Source organism: Nitrincola lacisaponensis, assembly GCF_000691225.1.
Lineage (GTDB): Bacteria > Pseudomonadota > Gammaproteobacteria > Pseudomonadales > Balneatricaceae > Nitrincola > Nitrincola lacisaponensis.
This window is the reverse complement of sequence record NZ_JMSZ01000016.1, coordinates 177,558-198,423: the sequence shown is the minus strand read 5'-3', so window position 1 is coordinate 198,423 and position 20,866 is coordinate 177,558. Positions and strand designations below refer to the sequence as shown.

Sequence of the window (20,866 nt, the reverse complement as noted above, 5' to 3'; positions counted from 1 at the left end):
TTAGCCTGTCGCCCGTTCACTGTCCCTGGCGACAGGCTTTTTCTTTAGTATCCTGATGTTTTTTTAGCCCTCTCACGCCAATCTGGTGTAGAGTAATGCTCAAAAAATAAAGGATGCTGCCCGTGCATACACTACTGATTGCAGATGATCATCCGCTGTTCAGAGAGGCGCTGATGCATGTCATCGATACGGCCCTGACAGCCCCCGAAATACTGGAAGCCGGCACGCTGGATGACACCCTGACACTGGCAACAGCGCACGAAGAGATCGATCTGATTTTGCTGGATATCAATATGCCCGGCATGCATGGTCTTGAAGGACTGTCACGTCTGAGACAACAGGCCCCTACCATTCCGGTCGTAATCATTTCCGCTGAAGAGGATAAACAGACTGTCTTGCGCGCACTGGATCAGGGTGCCGCGGGTTTTATTGCCAAGTCATCCGCACGTGAAGAAATGACATCCGCGCTGCAACAAATACTGGAAGGAGAGGTCTATCTGCCAGCCAGTATCATGCGACAAAGTCCGGCTCTGGTACACAGTAAACCGAAACCTCAACTTTCTCCGGACCTGCTGTTCAGTCTGACCCGGAAGCAACTTCTGGTACTGGAGCGCATGGTACAGGGAGACTCCAACAAGCAGATTGCCGCCCATCTGAATATCGCTGAAACCACCGTCAAGGCACATGTTTCAGCCATCCTGTCAAAGCTTGGCGTACACAACCGTGTTCAGGCAATCCTGGCAGCCAGTGAGCTGGATTTCTCAACCCTGACCCGGCGTTAATGCCTGTCGCAGCAGGTGCGCAAGTGTCACTTTGAGCTTCAACGGCTTCACCGGCTTGTTCAGCATCCGGTACCCCAGCCCACGCACATGCTGACGCAGTACATTGGTATGATTGGCTGTGATCATCAAGACCGCTGCCTGACTGCCATACTGGGACTGCAGGCGTTTAACTGCTTCCAGGCCCGACTCTTCACCATCAAGATGATAATCTGCGATCAGCAGTGCCGGTCCTTCAGGCTCACTGGCAAAACAATGCTGCAACTCTGTCACCCGCAAGGCTGTTCGGACTTCACAACCCCAGCCCGTCAAGAGTGAATACATAGCCGTACAGATGGCCGGATCATTATCCAGCACCCAGACACGACTGCCCTGAATAACCTGCTGATCTGTGCCCTGCTGATGTGAGGGTAAAGATGGCAATGCATCTGGCTCGGCCAGGGGCAAACACACGCTGAATAAAGAGCCCCGACCCGCAATTGAGTTCACACGGACAGGGTGTGCCAACATCCCGGCTATTTTGTCCACAATCGCCAGCCCAAGTCCCAGACCCCGGTCCTGTAGCCCCGGTTCCGGCTTGATCCGCTGAAACTCCTCAAAAATACGTTCGAGCTGATCTTCGGCTATACCGACCCCGGTATCCAGCACCTGTATCTCGACACTCGCCCCACGCCGCCGTGAACCCAGCAGAATACGCCCACCTACCGGTGTGTAACGTACCGCATTGGTAAGAAAGTTACGCAGAATACGTGCCAGCAATACCAGATCTGTTGAGACCACCACCGAACTGCTGCAATAGCTGAACTGTCTTTGTTCGGCTTCACTGATCTGATGAAACTCGGTTGCCAGGTTATCCAGCAGGTCTGAAAGTCGAAATACACTGATATCCGGTTTGATGACACCGGCATCCAGGCGTGACATATCCACCAACGTTCCCAACAGGCTGTCTACATCCTGCAGAGAACGATGAATCGAATGTGCCAGCAACTCCAGATCGCCTTCTGTAACCTGATCCAGCAGCGCACCGGTAAAGAGCCGCGCCGCATTCAGTGGCTGCAACAAATCATGGCTGACGGCTGCCAGAAACTTGCTACGCGACAGGTTAGCCTGCTTCAACGCCTGATTGGTCTGACGCAGCTCCGCCATGGCCACAGACAGGGCTTCGGTGCGTTCTCGCACCTGCTCAGCCAACGCTGCCGAGTGCTCAAATGCAGCATAGGGAGCTGCGTTCACCGCACTGCCCGCCTCCACGCGCTCTATCAAGGCGACATTAATCTTTTTTAGGCGTTGATTTTCTTCCTGCAACGCCTGCAGGGCATCCTGGCGCTTCTGATCAATCACGCTCATCGGTTATCCACTCCACCAATCACGACACCGGTAAAGGTCTGATTGATGTGTACGCCATCAAAATGTTCGCCATAGGTGTTAAACCCCACCACACGATGATGACGAAAAAACGCGGATGCTTCATCCAGGCTGTCGAGGTGTTCAGTTTCCAGACGACGCAGAAAACAGTCACAGCCCAAGGTGATCATCGGTGCGCCAATACGTGCTTCAATTTCAGCGAAGCGCCGCTCCAGATCCGGCAGAATCGGCTGTGGCTGCATGGCAGTCAGCACCATGCCATTTCCGACCGCACAATAGAAAGTCAGGCTCAAATCCTCATTCACCTTTTGAATGGAGCGCACGTAATACTCCTGCCCCAGTTTGACGGCCAGGGGGTGCAGTGCAAAGACCTTTGGATTCAGCTGTTGCGGCTGCAATCCCAGCATACGGGCATACACCTCTGCAGCGGGTTCAGCATTCAGCTCTGTAACCCGTCGACTGGCCGGATCAGCCTGAGTGACCACCAGTTTGGTTGCCAGACTCTGCATATGGTGAGTGGTAAAGACCTCAAAATCGAGTGAGGTTCGCACCAGCGTCAACACCGCTGCCCGGGTATGAAAAGCCCCCTGTGAAAACACATGAGTGCCCGCCAGTTGCACATCATCACCAGCGGAACCACCAAAATGCGGAATACTGCCCAACGCCGAGTCCAGAGCAACCAGCACCAGTTCTTCCTGGCTGGACAAGCCATCCAGCAGCGTCATGGCAAAGAAACGCCCGGACGTTGACTGATCCTCACGCTGACGTATACGACTGATCAGACTATCCACCTGTTGCTGGGCTTGAGGCAGACTGAAGTCTTCCAGCTCGGCAATCAATGCTGACTCCAGACTGAACCAGCGACGATGAAAGCCTAATCCGACCAGCGTGCCACGATCATAGCCTCGCGGGGTGATTTCACCTGCCGTCGTGCAGCCCACCAGCGGTACACCGGCAAATGCACGATTGAGGGCTGCTGCCAATTCAGGCAAGGCATACTCGGCAGAGCAGAAAAACATCACCCCCGCCAGTTCCGGGTGATACAGCGCCTCTGCCAGTTGCCGGGCAGCCACTTCAGGATCGGGTGAGTCAGACATCGCTGTCATAACGGGTGGATAGGCATGAGAAAACTGCTGCATGGCTCAAACTCAGTCTTGAAAGTAAAACGCCTGTCATTGGACAGGCGTTTTCAGTATAGCGGTTATGTCACGGAATTCAGATCAGAAGAATCCCATCGGATTGACATCGTAGCTGACCAGCAGGTTTTTGGTCTGCTGATAGTGGTTCAGCATCATCTTGTGGTTTTCACGCCCGACACCGGATTTTTTGTAACCACCAAAGGCTGCATGAGCCGGATAATGGTGATAACAGTTGGTCCACACGCGACCCGCTTCAATACCACGTCCCATACGATAGGCACGGTTCATGTCACGGGTCCACAAACCGGCACCCAGACCAAACTCGGAATCGTTGGCAATCGCCAGGGCTTCAGCTTCATCTTTGAAGGTAGTCACAGAGACCACCGGACCAAAAATCTCTTCCTGGAACACACGCATTTTATTGTGGCCTTTGATCAGCGTCGGCTGGATATAGAAGCCCTGATTGAGACTGGTATCCAGCTGCTCCTTGCCACCACCGATAAGGATTTCTGCGCCCTCATCACGGCCAATATCGAAGTAGCCCAGAATTTTCTTGAACTGTTCTTCAGACGCCTGCGCACCTACCATGACCTCGGTATCCAGCGGATTACCACGCTTGATCAGCTTGGTGCGTTCGATGACCTTGGCAATAAACTCATCGTAGATATCTTCCTGCACCAGCAGGCGAGACGGACAGGTACACACTTCGCCCTGGTTAAAGAACGCCAGCACCACACCTTCAATACATTTGCTCAGGTAGTTATCTTCAAAGTCCATCACATCCTTGAAGAAGATGTTGGGAGACTTGCCACCCAACTCAACCGTCGACGGAATAATGTTTTCTGCCGCACACTTCAGGATATGCGCTCCCACCGGAGTAGAACCGGTGAAGGCTATTTTGGCGATACGTTTGCTGGTCGCCAGCGCCTGACCGGCCTCTGCGCCGTAACCGTTGACCACATTCAATACACCCGGTGGCAGCAGATCAGCAACCAGTTCCATAAAGACCAGGATTGACCAGGGCGTCTGCTCAGCCGGTTTCAGGACAATACAATTACCTGTCGCCAGAGCAGGAGCCAGCTTCCACGCAGCCATCAGCAGCGGGAAATTCCATGGAATAATCTGTCCAACAACACCCAGTGGCTCATGGAAATGATAGGCCACGGTATTGTGGTCAATCTCTCCGATTGAACCTTCCTGCGCCCGAATGGCACCGGCAAAATAACGGAAGTGGTCCACTGCCAGTGGCACATCGGCATTCAGCGTTTCACGTACCGCTTTGCCGTTATCCCAGGTTTCTGCAACGGCCATGATTTCCAGATTCTGCTCCAGACGATCAGCAATTTTCAGCAACAGATTGGAGCGCTGAGTAACGGAGGTAGCCCCCCAGGCGGCCTTCGCAGCATGGGCAGCATCCAGTGCCAGTTCGATATCTTCGGCTGTGGAACGAGGGATTTCACAGAAAGACTCACCTGTCACCGGAGAGATATTTTTAAAATACTGTCCTTTCACTGGTGCGACCCACTGGCCACCAATGAAGTTTTCATAACGGGATTTTGGGGAGATAAGGGCACCTTGCTGCCCAGGTTGTGCATATATCATGATAGAGCCTCTTGTTGTTATAGGTTGTGACCGAAGCAATCACTTGAGAGACCCTGATAGTAACGATTGAAAGATACGCCTGACCATCCTGCATCAGCACTGAAAAAACCAGTACTTTAGTACTGCTCCGCCCGTCGAAAAGTGGCCAATCGATGCCGGAACGCCTGTGCGGATTCAGGTGCGGCATAATAATAGCCCTGGCTGGTATGGCAACCCAATGCCAGCAGGGACTGATGCTGCTGGGCTGTTTCCACACCCTCGGCAACCACTTCCAGTGACAGGCTTTTCGCCATGGCAATAATGGTGTTCACGATCGCCAGATCACCCGGATCATCGGGCAGCCCCTTGACAAAACTGCGGTCGATCTTGAGACGATGCAATGTCAGTCGACGCAGATAACTCAGCGAAGAATAGCCGGTACCAAAATCATCCAGCGCCAAAGAGACACCCAGCAAGCGCAAGCGTTTGAGGACTCTGGCACTGCGACTGAAATTCTCGAACAGGTAGCTTTCGGTTAGTTCCAGCTCCAGCCAGCGTGAAGACAGACCCGTCTGTTGCAACACCTGGCGAACAACATCGACAATATCACCATTATTTAACTGTAGCGCCGACAGATTCACCGACACTTTCAACTCATGCCCTTCTTCCTGCCATAGACATGCCTGTCGACAGGCCTCTTCCAGAACCCACTGACCAATGGGATGAATCAGGCCGGTTTCTTCAGCAATCGGGATAAACTGATCCGGTGGCACCCGGCCCCGGGTCGGGTGATTCCAGCGAATCAGGGCTTCCGCACCGGATACCTCACCCGTTTGCAAGTCAATCTGGGGCTGATAGAAAAGCTCAAACTCCTGACGCTGCATGGCGGCACGCAAATCCGTTTCCAGTTCAAACCTGTCCAGACTGCGTGCACTCATGTCAGCTTCATAAAACTGATAACGCCCCTGCCCAGACTGACGGGCTCGCATCTGCGCCGCATCAGCATGCTGTAGCAGGGTTTCTGCTTCGGGTGCATGGTCCGGAAACAAGCTGATACCAATCGTTGCATCCAGATAGACTGTCTTTTGCTGGATCACCAAAGGCTGTTTCAAGCTGATCAGTATTCGCTGTACCAGAGGCTCGATCTCGGGTTGCCCCTCACAAATCTGGACACACATCAGGAATTCATCACCTGTGGCGCGCGCCAACAGATCACCTGCAGGCAACAGTTGCTGCAAACGCTCGGCTACCTGACGCAGGGCCTGATTTCCGGCCTCATGCCCGAGACTCTCATTAATGACTTTGAAGCGGTTAAGGTTAATAAACAAGACGGCCAGCTGCTGTGTCGGATCCTGCGCCGCCTGAGCCAGACGCTCACCTAACCGACTGTGCAGTTGCGACCAGTTCGGCAACCCGGTCAACTGATCATACTCCGTCAAGTGGCGCAGGCGCTTTTCCGAGAGATCCATTTGTTGCAATAACGGACGTATTGCACGCGTCGCCAACAGCATTCCTGCCATCAAAACAAACAGTATGACAAGCAGTGCACTGGCTAAAACACGATACGCAGGCAAAGCAACCTGGCGGGCTGGAATCAGAGTGATTAACGCCCAGCTATGATGCAAAGGCAGAGGCTGGAAAAATACCCACTGTCCCTGTTCGGTAAACTGATGGGCTGGCTGCTCTGTTGAAAAGCGCGCTAACAATGAGGTCAGCGGCAAGCTGGATGATGTTTCAACACTCAGTTCAAGATGATCACCGCTCGGGAGATGGAGCAAGTACTGATGCGCATCCGGGATCACAAATGCTGCAGACTGCAACTCTGTACGCAGACCACGTTGCATCGCAGTATCCAGGCGCGTATCACCACTTCTGGCTTCCCCCAGACGCTGCAAGCGCTGATCAACACGTTGTGCCTGATGTAGCAGGTTGACGGATGTCAGCAATTCGGTATGGCGCCGGGTTTCAGAATAAAGCTGCGTCACCGCCATACCACTGACCAGTATCCCGGTCAGTAGAATAGCGACTGCCACGAAGCGCAGGATTTTCTGTCGCAACTGCTCTGCTTGTAGATGACCCAACGCCTGCTCCCCATGAGTATTTAGGGCACCTTAGCAGTTTTAATGTCAGGTGTTAATCACTTAATCCTATACCATTAGTATTGATTTAGCGTTTGATAATAAAGACAGTTACAAACTTGTCAGCAATACGTCAGAAACATCTGCCGATGGGTCAGTTTTCTACCCGGGTAGCAGCGCTCAGCATATCACCGAGTTGCAGGTTTAACTGGTCGCCAGCCTGTAACTCTCCAACTCCAGCGGGAGTACCCGTCAGTACCACATCACCTGGCAACAGGGTAAACCATTCACTGATATGTGCCACCAGCGCTGTAACCGAACGCAGCATCTGATCCGTGTTGCCGTCCTGACGCAGGACATCATTGATCCACAGTTTCACAGGCAAAGACTGCAAATTGACCGTGTTTGCCGCGACAAAAGGCGATAAACAGCAGCTGCCATCAAAGGCCTTGGCCTTTTCCCAGGGCAACCCCTTGTTCTTCAGACTGGTTTGCAAATCCCTCAGTGTCAGATCCAGCGCCAGTCCAACACCCGTAATCGCCGCAGACGCTTCAGCCTGGGTCGCTCGGGTCAGAGGGGCTCCGATCAGTACTGCCACTTCGGTTTCATAATGCAGTCCGCCACGCCCCTCAGGTATCACGATAGCCTGCTGCATCGGCTGAATAGCCGTGGATGGTTTGATAAACAACAACGGCTCATCTGGTAGCGGATTATTCAATTCACGCGCATGTTCGGCATAGTTACGGCCCACACAGACCACTTTACCCACTGGCAGATCGCAACTTCCTGCCGTCAACTGATGCTGATATCCCATCGACTTCTCCTGTTTTATATTATGAATTGGACACAACCCATGCCTTCTCTGAGCGCTGCCAGTAGAAGAGTATCATCGCACACCCCAGGGTGACGGCAAAGATCAACAAGGAACCCGCCACCACGCCTGTCCAGCCAGCCAGCGACCAGAAAGGGTGCAGGTAAAAACCGCCGACACTGGCTCCCACGTAATAGAACACCAGATAGAGGGCCGAAGCACTGGCCCGTGCATGTCGCGCATGCTGGCTGACCCAACTGCTGGCCACTGAATGGGTGAGAAAAAAACCGAAGCTGTTAATAAAGAAACCGGCAATGATGGCTGGCAGGGTATCCATCAGCGTCAGCAAACTGCCCAGCATCAGGATCATAATGCCTGTCGCCATACACAAAGGAGCTGAAAAGCGCCGACTCAAACGCCCCGATAACAAGGATCCGACTGTACCGGTCAGATAGGTCATAAACAACAGTCCGATCCAGGTTGCTGAAAGCTGATAGGGTTCAGCTGCCAACACAAAGGTGATGTAAGTGTATTGATTCAGAAAGACCAGAAAATTAAGGCCTCCAATCAGATAGGCAATCAACAGCAACGGGTTACGCAAATGACTGAGCAGATCACGTGACATACGTGTGGGACGAAATGCAACCGCCTTGAAGTGCTGAGACGCAGGCAACAGCCACACCACCAGAAGCAAACCGGCGATACTGGCAACACCCAGCAGCAGAAAAACATCCGGCCAATCGAGCCAATCACCTATCGCACCAGCCAACAAACGGCCAGTTACACCGCCAAGAGAGTTACCCGCAATATACAAGCCTACTGCCGTAACCATCGCCGGACGGCTGAATTCATCTCCCATATAGGCAATAGCCACCGCCGGCACACCTGCCAGGAAAAATCCCTGCAGGGCACGCATCCAGAAAAGCTGGTTATAGTCCTGCACCCAGGCCAGCCCCAAGGTAGTCAATGCCACGCCTGCCAGTGTCAGCAACAGTATGCCACGACGCCCCAGGGCATCTGATAGCGGACCATAGAGTAACAGCGCCAACCCCAACACAAGTGTGGCAATGGTATACGCATGACTGATTTCCAGCTCCGTACGTCCAAAGCTTTCAGCCATCATCGGCAGCAGAGGCTGCATACCGTGCAGATTGGCAAATATGATGAAAGATGCCAGACAAAGCGCCAGCGTGGCACGCCAAAACTGTGGACTGCTGCTGTCAATCATACGGCACACCTCACTATCGGAATGACATGAGTTTAGCGCTGACATCATCATCATAAAAATATATACTAATGATAGATACGATAAGAGAAAGTGATATGAACCTTAAACATCTGCGCTATTTCGTCAAAGTGGCTGAGCTGGGCAGCTTTACGGCTGCTGCTGAGCAGCTCCATCTGGCACAACCGGCGGTCAGCATGGCCATTCAGAAGCTGGAGCAAACGCTGGAAATTTCCCTTTTTCACCGCCATGACCGCCAAATCAGTCTGACCGATGAAGGCCGTGAGTTACTGATGCATGCCCGACGCGTTCTGATGGCTGCAGAGGAAGCCGAACTGGCCATGCAGGAGTTGAGTGGACTGAAACGTGGCGAGGTTCGCATCGGCATTCCAGGCATGCTGGGTTCTTACTACTTCCCCCCTATTTTGATGGCATTTCGTCACCGTTATCCGGATTTACAGATCTCGGTGATTGAAGCGGGCACCCGCAAGCTGCAGCAGATGTTGCTTAGCGGTGAGATAGATATTGGCGTCATCGTCGAGGACTCAGCCGCATCAGAGCTGGAGGTCTGCCCGTTTTTACGTGAAGAGATGATGGTGGTGATGGCCGACGATCACCCTCTGGCCAGCTGTGAACGCATCTCGCCCCAGGACTTTTTTGCTCAGGAGCTGGTACTGTTCAAAGAGGGCTATTTTCACCGCGAAGTGATCAATCGCCTGCTCAAGGAAACCGGACTGCAGCCTCATATTGGCTTTGAAACCAATCTGATCCCACTGATCAAACAGATCGTCAAGCAGGGTTTTGGCATTTCAACACTGTTGCAAATGGTGATACGTGACGAACCGGCACTGGTGGCTCGTCCTTTTGAGCAGCCCGTATTGCTGGACTTGTCACTGGCCTGGCGCAAAGGGGGATACCTGTCACGTGCCAACCGGACCTTTATCGAGTTTCTGGCAGATCAGATTCGCCAATAACCTCAGACAGACTCGGCCTGTTCGCTGTTTTGCCAGCGCATCAGCCATTCCTGTACCGGAGCAGGCCGACCATAGAAATACCCCTGAAACAGAATAGACTGACTGCGGGCTTTCAGGAATTCTGCCTGTTCCAGGGTTTCCACCCCTTCTGCCACCACCTGTAACTGCATTTTATCGGCCACTGCCAGGATGGCTTCAATCAACGCGGCATCTTCGGTATCACGCGGCGCATCCTGAACAAAACTGCGATCAATTTTGATTTCATTGACCGGTAAACGCTTGAGATACGCCAAAGAGGAGTACCCCGTACCAAAATCGTCGATTGAGAAGGAAACACCCAGACGGCGCAAAGCCTGCATTTTGGCGCACACATCCTCGATGTTATTCAGAAACAGCCCTTCCGTCACTTCCAGCATTAACTGCCGGGGATTGATCTGCTGCTGTTCCAGTACAGACTGCATCCAGGGCACAAAAGACTGTTTGCAGAAATGCCGTGGACTGATATTCACGGCCAGGCACAACTCAACGCCCTGAATAGCTGCCTGACGGATAAGTTGGCACGCCTGATCCAGAACCCAGACATCCAGATCAACAATCAAATTGGACGACTCGGCAATCGGGATAAAGTCTGCCGGGGATATCATACCCAGCTCCGGATGTTCCCAGCGTAACAGCAATTCAGCCGCGCGCTTACGACCCTGCACATCAAACTGAGGCTGCATAAACAGACGCAGCTGGTTTTGCTGCACAGCACGACTCAAATCACGTTCCAGACGGAAGCGATAACCTGCTGCCTCACTCATCGGCGACTCATAAAAGCTCAGTTGACCACCACCTTCCAGACGGGAATGCGTCAACGCCATGCTGGCCCGTTGAAAAACCTGTTCAGCACTCAGGGGATCATCCAGCTCCGGAAAGCGAGTCACTCCGGCACTTGCCGTCACACTGACAGGCTCTTCGTCAACCATGAAAGGTTGTGCAAACAACGCTTGACAATGTTCTGCCAGCAGCGCTTCCAGCCTGTTCACTGACAACTCAACCAAACGATCCGACTGCAACAAAACCGCAAACTCATCACCGGCTATACGTGCCACCTTGACCGATACATCAAGCAACTCACAGCCTTGCAGGCGCTCACCAATAGCACATAGCAGTCCGTCACCAAAACGACTGCCCCTGGCATTATTGATGGTTTTGAAGCGATCAATATTTAAAAGTACCAACACTGCAGAATGAGGCCGCACATTACGTTGACGCAGTAACTTATCCAATGCTTCATGCAACCAGGCTCGATTGGGGATTTTGGTCAGAGCATCGTTAAATGCCAAGGACTCAATGTGTTGTTCATACTCAACCTTATCTGTTACATCCTGAACAGTACCCAACAGACGTACCATGTCGCCCCGGGTATTACGAATGACATGCAGGCGTTCATGAAACCAGCGCAGCTCGTGTCCAACCTGTACACGGTAGTCCATTTCGTAATCACGGCCCTTTTTCAGAGCGGTGTCCCAGGCTTTAAGTGCGTAGGCACGATCCTCTTCAGCAATACGTGCAATAAAATCATCAATCCGTATCGGCTGATCAGCCGTCAAACCAAACATCAGACGCATCTGATCTGTGCAGTTAAACAGTTCGGTCTGCAGATCGTAATCCCAACTGCCAATACGGGCGACCTGCTGCGCATGGTTTAACAGTGCCTCATTCTCTCGCAACTGTGCCGTAATCTGCTGATTAGTCTGCTGGGTAATCGCCAGGTGACGGTTTTTACGTTTCAATATGATTACAGCAAAGGCCAGTAACGCCGCTGCACAGAGAATCAGCAGCAGCCAGTAAAGTTGCCATTGCAGCCAGATCTGTTGCAATGAAATGGGCGGAGACTGATCAAAGGGTGGTAACCGCAAATCCTGCAGCAAACGATCTATACCACGATAGTCTCCGGGGATGGTAAAACCAGCAATGCCGATCTGCTGCGTAACAGGGCTATTCACTGGCAGGTTCAGCAATGCGGCCGTGACCTGACGAACCACATCCGTATCCGTATGTGCAAGGGCCGCAAAGGGCCATTCGGGATAAAGCCGGGTACTGGTAATCCAGGGAAACCCGGCCACTTGCCTTGGCGCCACTACACGGAAAACTCCGGGCGAGATCTGTCCCTGCTGTTGCAACTTCTCCAGTACACCCGCCCGCATAAACCCGGCATCTGCCGCTCCGGACATCACCGCATCCATCACACTGGTCAGTGGCAATCCTGTTTCCAGCCAGACAATATCTGTATCAAGATCCAGACCCTGCTGTTTCAGCTCCACAGCCTGCATCTGATAAGCCGCCAGCGATTGCTGTGATGGCGTTGCGATGGTTAATCCTTTCAGATCACTTAACTGACGTATTTCTGTGCGTTCTGGACGGGTAAAGACCACTCCGGCAAACTGGCTGATAGTCTGGCCTTGCTCATAGTTCAACAGGGTCGCCAGCGGCGAGGACAAACCATAACGATAGCTGTAATACACATAGAGAGAAGGATTGACGAACAGGAAATCAAGTTCAGACGCAGCAACCGCATCCTCCAGGGCATCCAGATCAAGGATCTGCAGTTCAAAGCGGTAGGATGGCCCAAGCTGCTGGTTCAAGTGTTCAATCAAGGGCTGCCATTGCTGTTGGGTCTGTTGCAGGTCATAGACCAGGGGAAAACCTATCTGAAAAAGCCGTTCTCGCGCCTGAACTGACATACTCAGACAACTGAGCAGTAGCAGCATCAAAAGCCTCAGGCCTCGGCGCATCAGGTGTCGGTACCACATCGCTTTTCCACCATACAGTTGCGCCCCTTGGCCTTGGCTTCATACAGTGCCTCATCTGCCAACCCTATCAAAACTTCAGCGTCCGGCAAACAGTCACCATCACAGCCCGTAATACCAATACTTAAGGTCAGATAGTTGGCTACGGCACTGCCTTTATGCTCAATATTCAACACCCGAATTGCTTCCAGCAGTTCAGACGACAACAAACGTGCTGCGGTGATGTCGGTTTCCGGCAGAATACAGACAAACTCTTCACCGCCATAGCGTGCAACAAAATCCTGACTACGCCCAACCACTCGGCGCAAAATCGACGCCACCTGGCGCAGACATTCATCACCTGCCAAATGCCCGTATAGATCATTGTAATTCTTGAAAAAATCAACATCAATCATTAACAGACACAAGGGTAACTGTCGCTCACGACACAAATCCACCAGTCGCTGGAGCTGATGATCAAAACCTCGACGATTACTGATACCGGTCAAGGCATCCGTACGCGACAGCGCTTCTACACGGGTGCTTTGCTCACTGGCACGAGCCGCATAGAAATTAAAGGCCTGAGCCAGCTCTGTAATTTCATCCCGACCTGTCACCTCAATCAGTTCAGCCTGCTTGCCGACCTGATCCATCACACTGGATTTAAGATTAACCAGACGATTAATCACCTGTACCTTGATAAACCAGATCATACTGACCAGAAACAGCAGTGCCAGCAGTGACAGCATGCCAATCCAGTAGGTCTGGCGGCTGAGCGTTTGCTTGAGCTCACCGACCTCGGCAACCAGTCGATTCTGCTGCTGCACCCCCAGGTATTCGACCTCATGACCAAAATCCAGCACCATGGAACGAATAAAGTGATGCCGTCCGGTCACTCGCCCCTGTATTCTTAACTGCTCAGTGCGCATGGCGATCAAGCCGTCTTGATCCAGGAGCAGTTGGGCCAGACTGTCTTGCAGCGTCGAGGCACTGACCTGCAAAACCGGATCCAGATCAGTTAATAAATCACGCTGCCATTGCAACTCCTGCTCTATCTGAGCCGCCAACTGACGCACATCACTCAAGCGGCTCATCACCGGCACCCGTCCGGCGCGAATCAAAATACCTGAGAAATTCAGTGCCCAGTCGGGTATTGCTGTGGATTCCAGCGCCAATGCCTCAATCTGGTCATAAAAATGGTGGATCTGATCCAGACGCTGATGAATCTGCTGCTGATAAAGCAGCTTTTGCTCAACCAGTTGATCCAAATACTCCAGCTCACGCTGTATCACATCAAATTTGAGACTGAGCTGCACATTCGGCTGTTCGCTCAATAGTGTCTGCAGTGCCTGACTTTTCAAATCAATATCACGACGGGCCAGACGACGCATGGCCTGACTCTCAGCCTGAGACAGCTGCTCGGTCAGAAATGGAAACTCTTTCACCTGGGTGGTTAGCTGTGCCGACTGACGTATATCCGGCAAGGCGTCTTCAACGATATCTACCAGCAGCTTCTCAAAAGTAGCAGAACGGTAATAGGCAATGGCTGCCATCAGCATAAACAGTAGCAGGAAGCTGAATAACGCAAGACTCAGACGGGTAGCGATCGGGCGTCGGTTTATCATCATGTCCCCATCAAGGTGCCTGATCGACAAGCCGGCCATCAAGGACCGGTGCAATCACACCGGCTTGCTGTACATGATCCATCAGAATATCGGCAACCAAACGCGTCATTTGTCCGGCATAGCGCTGCGGTACATAGTCGCCAAACATATCAAACCCGTCACCACCAGTCGCAATAAACTGCCGCGTGGCCAGGCGATACTGACGTGAGAGCTCCAGAGGCTTTCCGGCAATTTCCACCGACACCACTCGCTGTCCTACAGGGCGACGACTGTCATACTGCACCCGCATTCCCGAGACATGAGGAAAACGTCCCTTGATCTCCTCTATTTGGCTAAAGCCATTTTCCAGGGCCGCCCACAAGGCTTCACCGCTCACATGAAGTAACACGATCTGGTCACGAAATGGCAGCTCACGCATGATGTCCCGGCGAGTCAGTCGATCACCCGGAGCATACTCCCGTTCGCCGCGAATATAACCGCCATTGATCAGGGCGATATCTGCTCCGGCATGCACACGTACAACATCAGCCAGCAGATTACCGAGAGCATTCTCCATGGTACGCACATCCGCCTGATAGGTTGCAAATGCACTGTTTACCTGGCCGATATCTTCGTTCAGTAGTACTTCCAAGCGCTGCAGATACTCGTCCACCTGCTGCTGCAGCATGGCATCGGCTGCATAGTTATTCATACTGTCTGTTTGCCAGTGCAACACAAACCTGTCACTTGCTTTTGCCAGGTCTAGCTCAATGACGGCAACCTGATCACCTTCTGTCACCCAGATATGCGCGGGATGCATTTGCTCAAGTGCATGTTCCGCAAGCAGCAGATGCTCATCCTTGCCCAATGCCAGATCAATCACCCCCTGATGCAGCAGTTGATCCAGTGCGTCAAAATAGGCCAGGTAATCCCGATAACAGCAGGAATAGGTGAGTATCACCCGGTCTGCACCGGCAGCTCTGAGAGCCGCTGCTCGACGAGTAATGCTGTCAACCGGATCCAGCAGTTCAACGCGCTGAAGGTTGTACTCTTCATGTGTGATCGGGGGTACGACCGCGACAAACCCCAGACGCACATTGCCCTGGCGAATCATCACAGAACTGCTGATACCATCGAGGTTATTGGATGTCAGAGGGTCGTGCAGATTGGATGCAATGACTGGAAAAGCCGCTTCGTAAGCGCGCAAGGACAATACATCCTCACCAAAACTGAACTCGCGCTTTCCCGCAACCATCAGAGCAGGCTCCAGCGAGTTCAGCAGATCAATAATATGTGCGCCCATATCCAGTGATGACATAGCGCTGGGGGCCAAGCCTCCTCCACCCGAAATGAACAATAGAGGAACACTATCTGCACGGTAGTGTTGCAGCAACCCTGCCAGCTTCGGATAACTGCCTTTTTCTACGCTGTCCATCTCAGTCATCTCACTAACATAGACTAGACGGATAGAAGGACCTTGCGCCCAAAGCGTTACAGGCAACCAGAGCAGCAATCCCAGCAAGCCATACAGACAATTACGACCAATATGAAACGGAATCGTTGACATCACCCTCTCCTTGCAGCACCGAACCCGGACTCTATGATCCATTCAAACAGGCGGCTGTAAATTGAGATTACTGCATTACCGAAAAAAAAGCTAAATCATGCCGCTGCAACAGAAAAAAACTGCACTCTGGGCAAATCAGATTTTTTCACGTCTGAATGAATAATTAGACGTTTATCCAAAGAGTCCAGGCATCACTCTTTGTCGCTGATGTGATACTATGCGTCGCCTGACATTAAATGGCGATATTCTTCGCACAATTCGGTGAGTTGCCCACAATGACTAAGATGACGTCTCTGGACAAGAGCAAAATCAAGATTCTGCTGCTGGAAGGTGTGCACCAGTCTGCCATCGATACCTTCCACGCCAGTGGCTATACCAATATTGAAACACATAGCGGTTCACTTTCTGAAGATGAGCTGATTGAACGAATTCGCGATGTCCACTTTGTCGGTATTCGCTCGCGTACTCAATTAACTGCACGTGTCTTTGAAGCCGCCGACAAGCTGGTTGCCGTGGGCTGCTTCTGTATCGGTACCAACCAGGTTGACCTGACGGCTGCCACCCAATCGGGTATCGCGGTCTTTAACGCCCCTTATTCCAACACCCGCTCGGTAGCTGAACTGGTTCTGGCTGAAGCAATTCTGCTGATGCGTGGCATCCCCGAAAAAAATGCCTGCGCGCACCGCGGCGAATGGCAGAAAACGGCGAAGAATTCCTACGAAATTCGTGGTAAAAAGCTGGGCATTGTCGGCTACGGCAGCATTGGCACACAGCTCAGCATCCTGGCCGAAGGCCTGGGTATGGATGTCTACTTCTACGACGTCGTCACCAAGTTGCCGCTGGGCAACGCCAAACCGGTAGGGTCACTCTACGAATTGCTGTCAATCAGCGACATCGTCACCCTGCATGTCCCTGAACTACCCTCTACACGGAATATGATGGGTACAGCTCAATTTGCCCAAATGAAGCAGGGCAGCGTGTTTCTGAACGCTTCACGCGGCAATGTGGTGGATATCGAAGCACTGTGTGATGCACTGGAGTCAGGCAAGCTACTGGGCGCAGCAGTGGATGTATTCCCGGTTGAACCACGCAGCAACAATGATGAATTCATCAGCCCGCTGCGTCGTTTTGACAATGTTATCCTGACTCCGCATGTTGGTGGCTCCACTATGGAAGCGCAGGAAAATATCGGCTACGAAGTGTCAGAAAAACTGATCACCTATAGTGACAATGGTTCTTCAATCACCTCTGTCAACTTCCCTGAAGTGGCCCTGCCAGGTCATCCAGACAGCCACCGCCTGCTGCACGTTCACCAGAACATCCCAGGGGTACTGTCACGCATCAACAGCATTTTCTCAGAAAACAACATCAACATTCTCGGTCAGTACCTGCAGACCAACGAAAGCGTTGGTTATGTTGTTATCGACGTGAATGCCGACTACTCCGCACTGGCACTGGACAAGCTGTCCAGTATTGACGGCACCATCCGCTGCCGCCGCCTGTTCTGAGTATTCAAGACGCGACCGGTTTCTGACGAGACAGCTTCCCCAGAAACCGGTCTATTCCAGCAAACACTTTTTCCTGATATGGACCCGACTCATTCACCAGATGGTGGCGGGCATCCCGAATCAACTGCAATTCCGCCGCAGGACAAAGCCGCTCCAGTACTTGAATGTTATAACGCCAGTTGACCGTTTGATCATCCGTCCCCTGCAGTATCAACAAGGGGTCTTCACAAGGCTCAGAGTGCTCAATTTCGTCGATCCACTGCAGCATTGCACCGATCCAGCTCATCGCCATATAACGATGCTGCAGCGGATCCCTTTCATTACGAAAAGCCAGAAACTGCTGATCATGTGACGTTTCATTAAAACGTCGACGTACCCGATGCAGCCACCAGTGTGAAATCCGGTAAAGGCTACGAACCGAATAATAGTCAGTCGGGCGAATCAAGGGGGCCAGAAGCACTCCACCACGAATACGCCAGCCTGCTTTCTGCTTTGATGTCGACTGACACAACAGGGTTAACAGGATGGCTGCTCCAGTACTCTGCCCAGCCAACACCACCTGCCCCTGAAAGCTTTGCACATAATGGTCCAGAAGTGACTGAAGCTGTCTGACATAGGACTGGAAGCTGATAACACCCAAAGGCTCCCCTGAAGACACTCCATGACCAGGCAGGTCATAAGTAAACACATTCCAGCCAGTGCTCAACAGATGTTCAATCAAAGGAAGGTATAAACCGGAATGATCAGTATAGCCATGCAGCAGCACCACAGTACCCCGGGCAAAGCGACGTTTGAAATACTGCAAGAATAACTGGGTATCACCAATCCAGTGACTGCCAGCTGAGTACTCAATATCATCAGGCAAGCGGTTAAACCCGTATAGCGCATAATACTCGCGCAGGTGGACATCACACAGGGTGGCTTGTGTCGGATCAAATACTTCCAGCTCATCCTGCAAGGCTTGCACCCAGGATTCATCTGGCAGGTGTATCGGGGCTGAGGGCATATCCATCTTTCTTATCACTGAACTCTGCATCTGGCGAAGACCTATTCTAGGCGGCCCGATTGATGATTGCACTCAAACATGACAGTTTGACGACAAGTCATGTTAGACCCTTCTACTAGGGACAATACCTGATTTTTACGGTATGGTACGGATGTTTTTTTGTTATTAACCATTACCCGAGGGGCGCTGCCTTGTGTCAGCCCGGGACAATAAAAATCTTGAGGCATAACCATGAGCCAGAGGGTTCAGATTGGCGGCCTGCAGGTCGCAGAAAACCTGTACAACTTTATCAACCAAGAAGCTCTGCCCGGCACCGGTGTCGATCAGAAGCAATTTTGGCAACATTTTGACGCTATCGTCCACGATCTTGCACCACGTAACCGTGCACTGCTGAAAAAGCGTGAGCAGATTCAGGCTCAGATCGATGCGTGGCACCTGGAACACAAAGGTCAGCCACTGGACATGAACGCTTACAAGGCGTTTTTGCAGGAAATAGGATACCTCCTACCTGAAGGTGAAGATTTCAGCGCAACCACCAGCAACGTAGATCCTGAAATGGCCCAACTGGCCGGACCTCAGCTGGTTGTTCCAGTCATGAATGCACGCTATGCCCTGAATGCCGCTAATGCGCGCTGGGGTAGCCTGTATGACGCCCTTTATGGCACCGACGCCATTTCTGATGAGGGTGGTGCAGAAGCAGGTAACAGCTACAACCCTGTTCGTGGCGCGAAGGTTATCGCCTTTGCCCGCAACTTCCTGGATGAAGCCGCACCCCTGGCGTCAGGCTCTCACAAAGATGCCACCGCTTACCAGGTTGTGAATGGCGCTCTGCAGGTCACACTCGAAAACGGCAGCCAGACAGGCCTGGCCGATGCTGCACAGCTGGTTGGCTATGTTGGCAAGGCCGAGACCCCAGCCGCAGTGTGCCTGACACACAATGGTCTGCATTTCGAAATCCAGTTCGACCGCGACAGCGTCATTGGCAAAACTGATGCAGCTGGCATTAAAGATGTACTGATGGAAGCCGCGCTGTCCACTATCATGGACTGTGAAGACTCTATCGCTGCCGTCGATGCCGACGACAAGGTTGTGGTCTACCGCAACTGGCTGGGCCTGATGAAAGGCACTCTGACGGAAGAAATCACCAAGGGTGGCCGTTCATTTACGCGAAAAATGAACGCAGACCGTCAATATACAGCGGTCGATGGTTCAACCCTGACACTGAAAGGCCGCAGCCTGATGTTCGTGCGCAACGTTGGTCACCTGATGACCATCAATGCCGTACTGGACAAAGACGGCAACGAAATCCCTGAAGGCATCATGGACGGCCTGATCACCTCTCTGATCTCTATCCACGATCTGAAAGGTAACAGTGAATTCCGTAACAGCGTCACCGGCTCCATGTATATCGTCAAACCGAAAATGCATGGTCCTGAAGAAGTTGCGTTTGCGAACGAACTGTTTGCACGTATCGAAGATGCCTTGGGACTTGAGCGCTACACCCTGAAAATGGGCATCATGGACGAAGAGCGTCGTACCACTGTCAACCTGAAAGAATGTATCCGTGCCGCCAAAGAGCGTGTGGTATTTATCAACACCGGCTTCCTGGACCGTACCGGCGATGAGATGCACACCTCGATGGAAGCAGGCCCGATGCTGCGCAAGGGCGATATGAAAGCCACGGCCTGGATCAAGGCCTATGAAGACTGGAACGTCGATACCGGACTGATGTGCGGCCTGCAGGGCAAGGCGCAGATCGGCAAAGGTATGTGGGCAATGCCAGAACTCATGGCAGCCATGCTGGAGCAGAAAATTGCTCACCCCATGTCAGGTGCCAACACCGCATGGGTGCCTTCACCCACCGCAGCCACCCTGCACGCACTGCACTACCACAAGGTTGATGTGTTTGCGCGCCAGAATGAGATCAAATCACGCCCTCGCGCCAGTCTTGATGACATTCTGACCATCCCTGTTGCCAGTAACCCGAACTGGAGTGCTGAAGAAATTCAGCAGGAGCTGGACAATAACGCCCAGGGTATCCTCGGCTATATGGTCCGCTGGGTAGATCAGGGTGTCGGCTGCTCCAAGGTGCCGGATATCAATAACGTCGGCTTGATGGAAGACCGTGCGACTCTGCGTATCTCCAGCCAGCATATTGCCAACTGGTTACACCATGGCATCTGCTCCGAAGAGCAGGTTATGGAAACACTGAAGCGCATGGCCGCCGTTGTGGATAAGCAGAATGCTGATGATGCACTGTATCGCCCGATGGCTGCAGACTTTGACGGCAGCGTGGCGTTCCAGGCTGCCTGCGAGCTGGTATTTGAAGGGCGTAAACAGCCCAGCGGATATACTGAACCGGTTCTGCACCGTCGTCGTATCGAAGCCAAGGCTAAATTTGGCGCTTAATTCGAACAGCGCCTGAACAATCCATAAAGCCCGCGCCTCAGCGGGC

The 20,866-nt window shown here is 52.4% G+C and carries 14 protein-coding genes; 4 read left to right on the top strand and 10 right to left on the bottom strand.

Features of this window, described 5'->3' with window-relative positions; translation table 11 throughout:
• Positions 1-113 precede the first annotated feature (113 nt).
• Complete coding sequence (locus ADINL_RS04190; RefSeq protein ID WP_462686711.1) at positions 114-782, top strand: response regulator; 669 nt, start codon at positions 114-116, stop codon at positions 780-782.
• Here the strand turns inward: ADINL_RS04190 and ADINL_RS04185 are convergent.
• The 6 genes from ADINL_RS04185 to ADINL_RS04160 all read right to left on the bottom strand — a co-directional run bounded on the left by ADINL_RS04185 (position 762) and on the right by ADINL_RS04160 (position 8,981).
• Entirely contained in the window at positions 762-2,126 is a 1,365-nt protein-coding gene (locus ADINL_RS04185; protein WP_051632552.1) for a hybrid sensor histidine kinase/response regulator, read from the bottom strand. The genes ADINL_RS04190 and ADINL_RS04185 overlap by 21 nt on opposite strands.
• The gene (gene nosP, locus ADINL_RS04180) at positions 2,123-3,283 is read right to left on the bottom strand and encodes a nitric oxide-sensing protein NosP (RefSeq protein ID WP_036544272.1); all 1,161 of its coding nucleotides are present in this window, start codon (positions 3,281-3,283) and stop codon (positions 2,123-2,125) included. Before nosP ends, ADINL_RS04185 begins: the two co-directional genes overlap by 4 nt.
• Positions 3,284-3,364: 81 nt before the next feature.
• On the bottom strand, positions 3,365-4,885 hold the full coding sequence (gene exaC, locus ADINL_RS04175; RefSeq protein ID WP_036544271.1) for an acetaldehyde dehydrogenase ExaC: 1,521 nt from the start codon (positions 4,883-4,885) through the stop codon (positions 3,365-3,367).
• A 116-nt stretch (positions 4,886-5,001) separates the two neighbouring features.
• The gene (locus ADINL_RS04170) at positions 5,002-6,945 is read right to left on the bottom strand and encodes a putative bifunctional diguanylate cyclase/phosphodiesterase (protein ID WP_051632551.1); all 1,944 of its coding nucleotides are present in this window, start codon (positions 6,943-6,945) and stop codon (positions 5,002-5,004) included.
• A gap of 151 nt (positions 6,946-7,096) precedes the next feature.
• A complete protein-coding gene (locus tag ADINL_RS04165) occupies positions 7,097-7,756 on the bottom strand; it encodes a fumarylacetoacetate hydrolase family protein (RefSeq protein ID WP_036544270.1) in 660 nt (219 codons plus the stop codon).
• Positions 7,757-7,775: 19 nt separating this feature from the next.
• Entirely contained in the window at positions 7,776-8,981 is a 1,206-nt protein-coding gene (locus ADINL_RS04160; RefSeq protein WP_036544267.1) for an MFS transporter, read from the bottom strand.
• A 95-nt stretch (positions 8,982-9,076) separates the two neighbouring features.
• Between ADINL_RS04160 and ADINL_RS04155 the strand changes: the two genes are divergently transcribed.
• Positions 9,077-9,952, top strand: coding sequence for a LysR family transcriptional regulator (locus ADINL_RS04155; RefSeq protein ID WP_036544266.1), 876 nt, complete (start codon positions 9,077-9,079; stop codon positions 9,950-9,952).
• A gap of 2 nt (positions 9,953-9,954) precedes the next feature.
• On the opposite strand, the gene ADINL_RS15875 is transcribed toward ADINL_RS04155, so the two are convergent.
• Genes ADINL_RS15875 through ADINL_RS04140 form a run of 3 tightly spaced genes read right to left on the bottom strand, consistent with a single transcriptional unit; the run spans position 9,955 to position 15,897 of the window.
• Entirely contained in the window at positions 9,955-12,750 is a 2,796-nt protein-coding gene (locus ADINL_RS15875; RefSeq protein ID WP_084154390.1) for an EAL domain-containing protein, read from the bottom strand.
• Positions 12,732-14,351, bottom strand: coding sequence for a diguanylate cyclase (locus ADINL_RS15870; RefSeq protein ID WP_204368192.1), 1,620 nt, complete (start codon positions 14,349-14,351; stop codon positions 12,732-12,734). The genes ADINL_RS15875 and ADINL_RS15870 overlap by 19 nt, the downstream gene beginning before the upstream one ends.
• Positions 14,352-14,361: 10 nt before the next feature.
• On the bottom strand, positions 14,362-15,897 hold the full coding sequence (locus tag ADINL_RS04140; RefSeq protein WP_051632548.1) for a bifunctional metallophosphatase/5'-nucleotidase: 1,536 nt from the start codon (positions 15,895-15,897) through the stop codon (positions 14,362-14,364).
• A 275-nt stretch (positions 15,898-16,172) separates the two neighbouring features.
• Here ADINL_RS04140 and serA point away from each other — a divergent pair, with 275 nt between their 5' ends.
• The gene (serA, locus tag ADINL_RS04135; protein ID WP_036545399.1) at positions 16,173-17,405 is read left to right on the top strand and encodes a phosphoglycerate dehydrogenase; all 1,233 of its coding nucleotides are present in this window, start codon (positions 16,173-16,175) and stop codon (positions 17,403-17,405) included.
• Between the two features lie 4 nt (positions 17,406-17,409).
• Here serA and ADINL_RS04130 read toward each other — a convergent pair whose 3' ends face one another.
• Positions 17,410-18,411 carry an alpha/beta hydrolase gene (locus tag ADINL_RS04130; protein WP_051632547.1) on the bottom strand — a complete coding sequence of 334 codons (1,002 nt, stop codon included), beginning with the start codon at positions 18,409-18,411 and terminating at the stop codon, positions 17,410-17,412.
• Positions 18,412-18,642: 231 nt separating this feature from the next.
• Between ADINL_RS04130 and ADINL_RS04125 the strand changes: the two genes are divergently transcribed.
• The gene (locus ADINL_RS04125; protein ID WP_036544265.1) at positions 18,643-20,820 is read left to right on the top strand and encodes a malate synthase G; all 2,178 of its coding nucleotides are present in this window, start codon (positions 18,643-18,645) and stop codon (positions 20,818-20,820) included.
• The last annotated feature ends 46 nt before the right edge of the window (positions 20,821-20,866 follow it).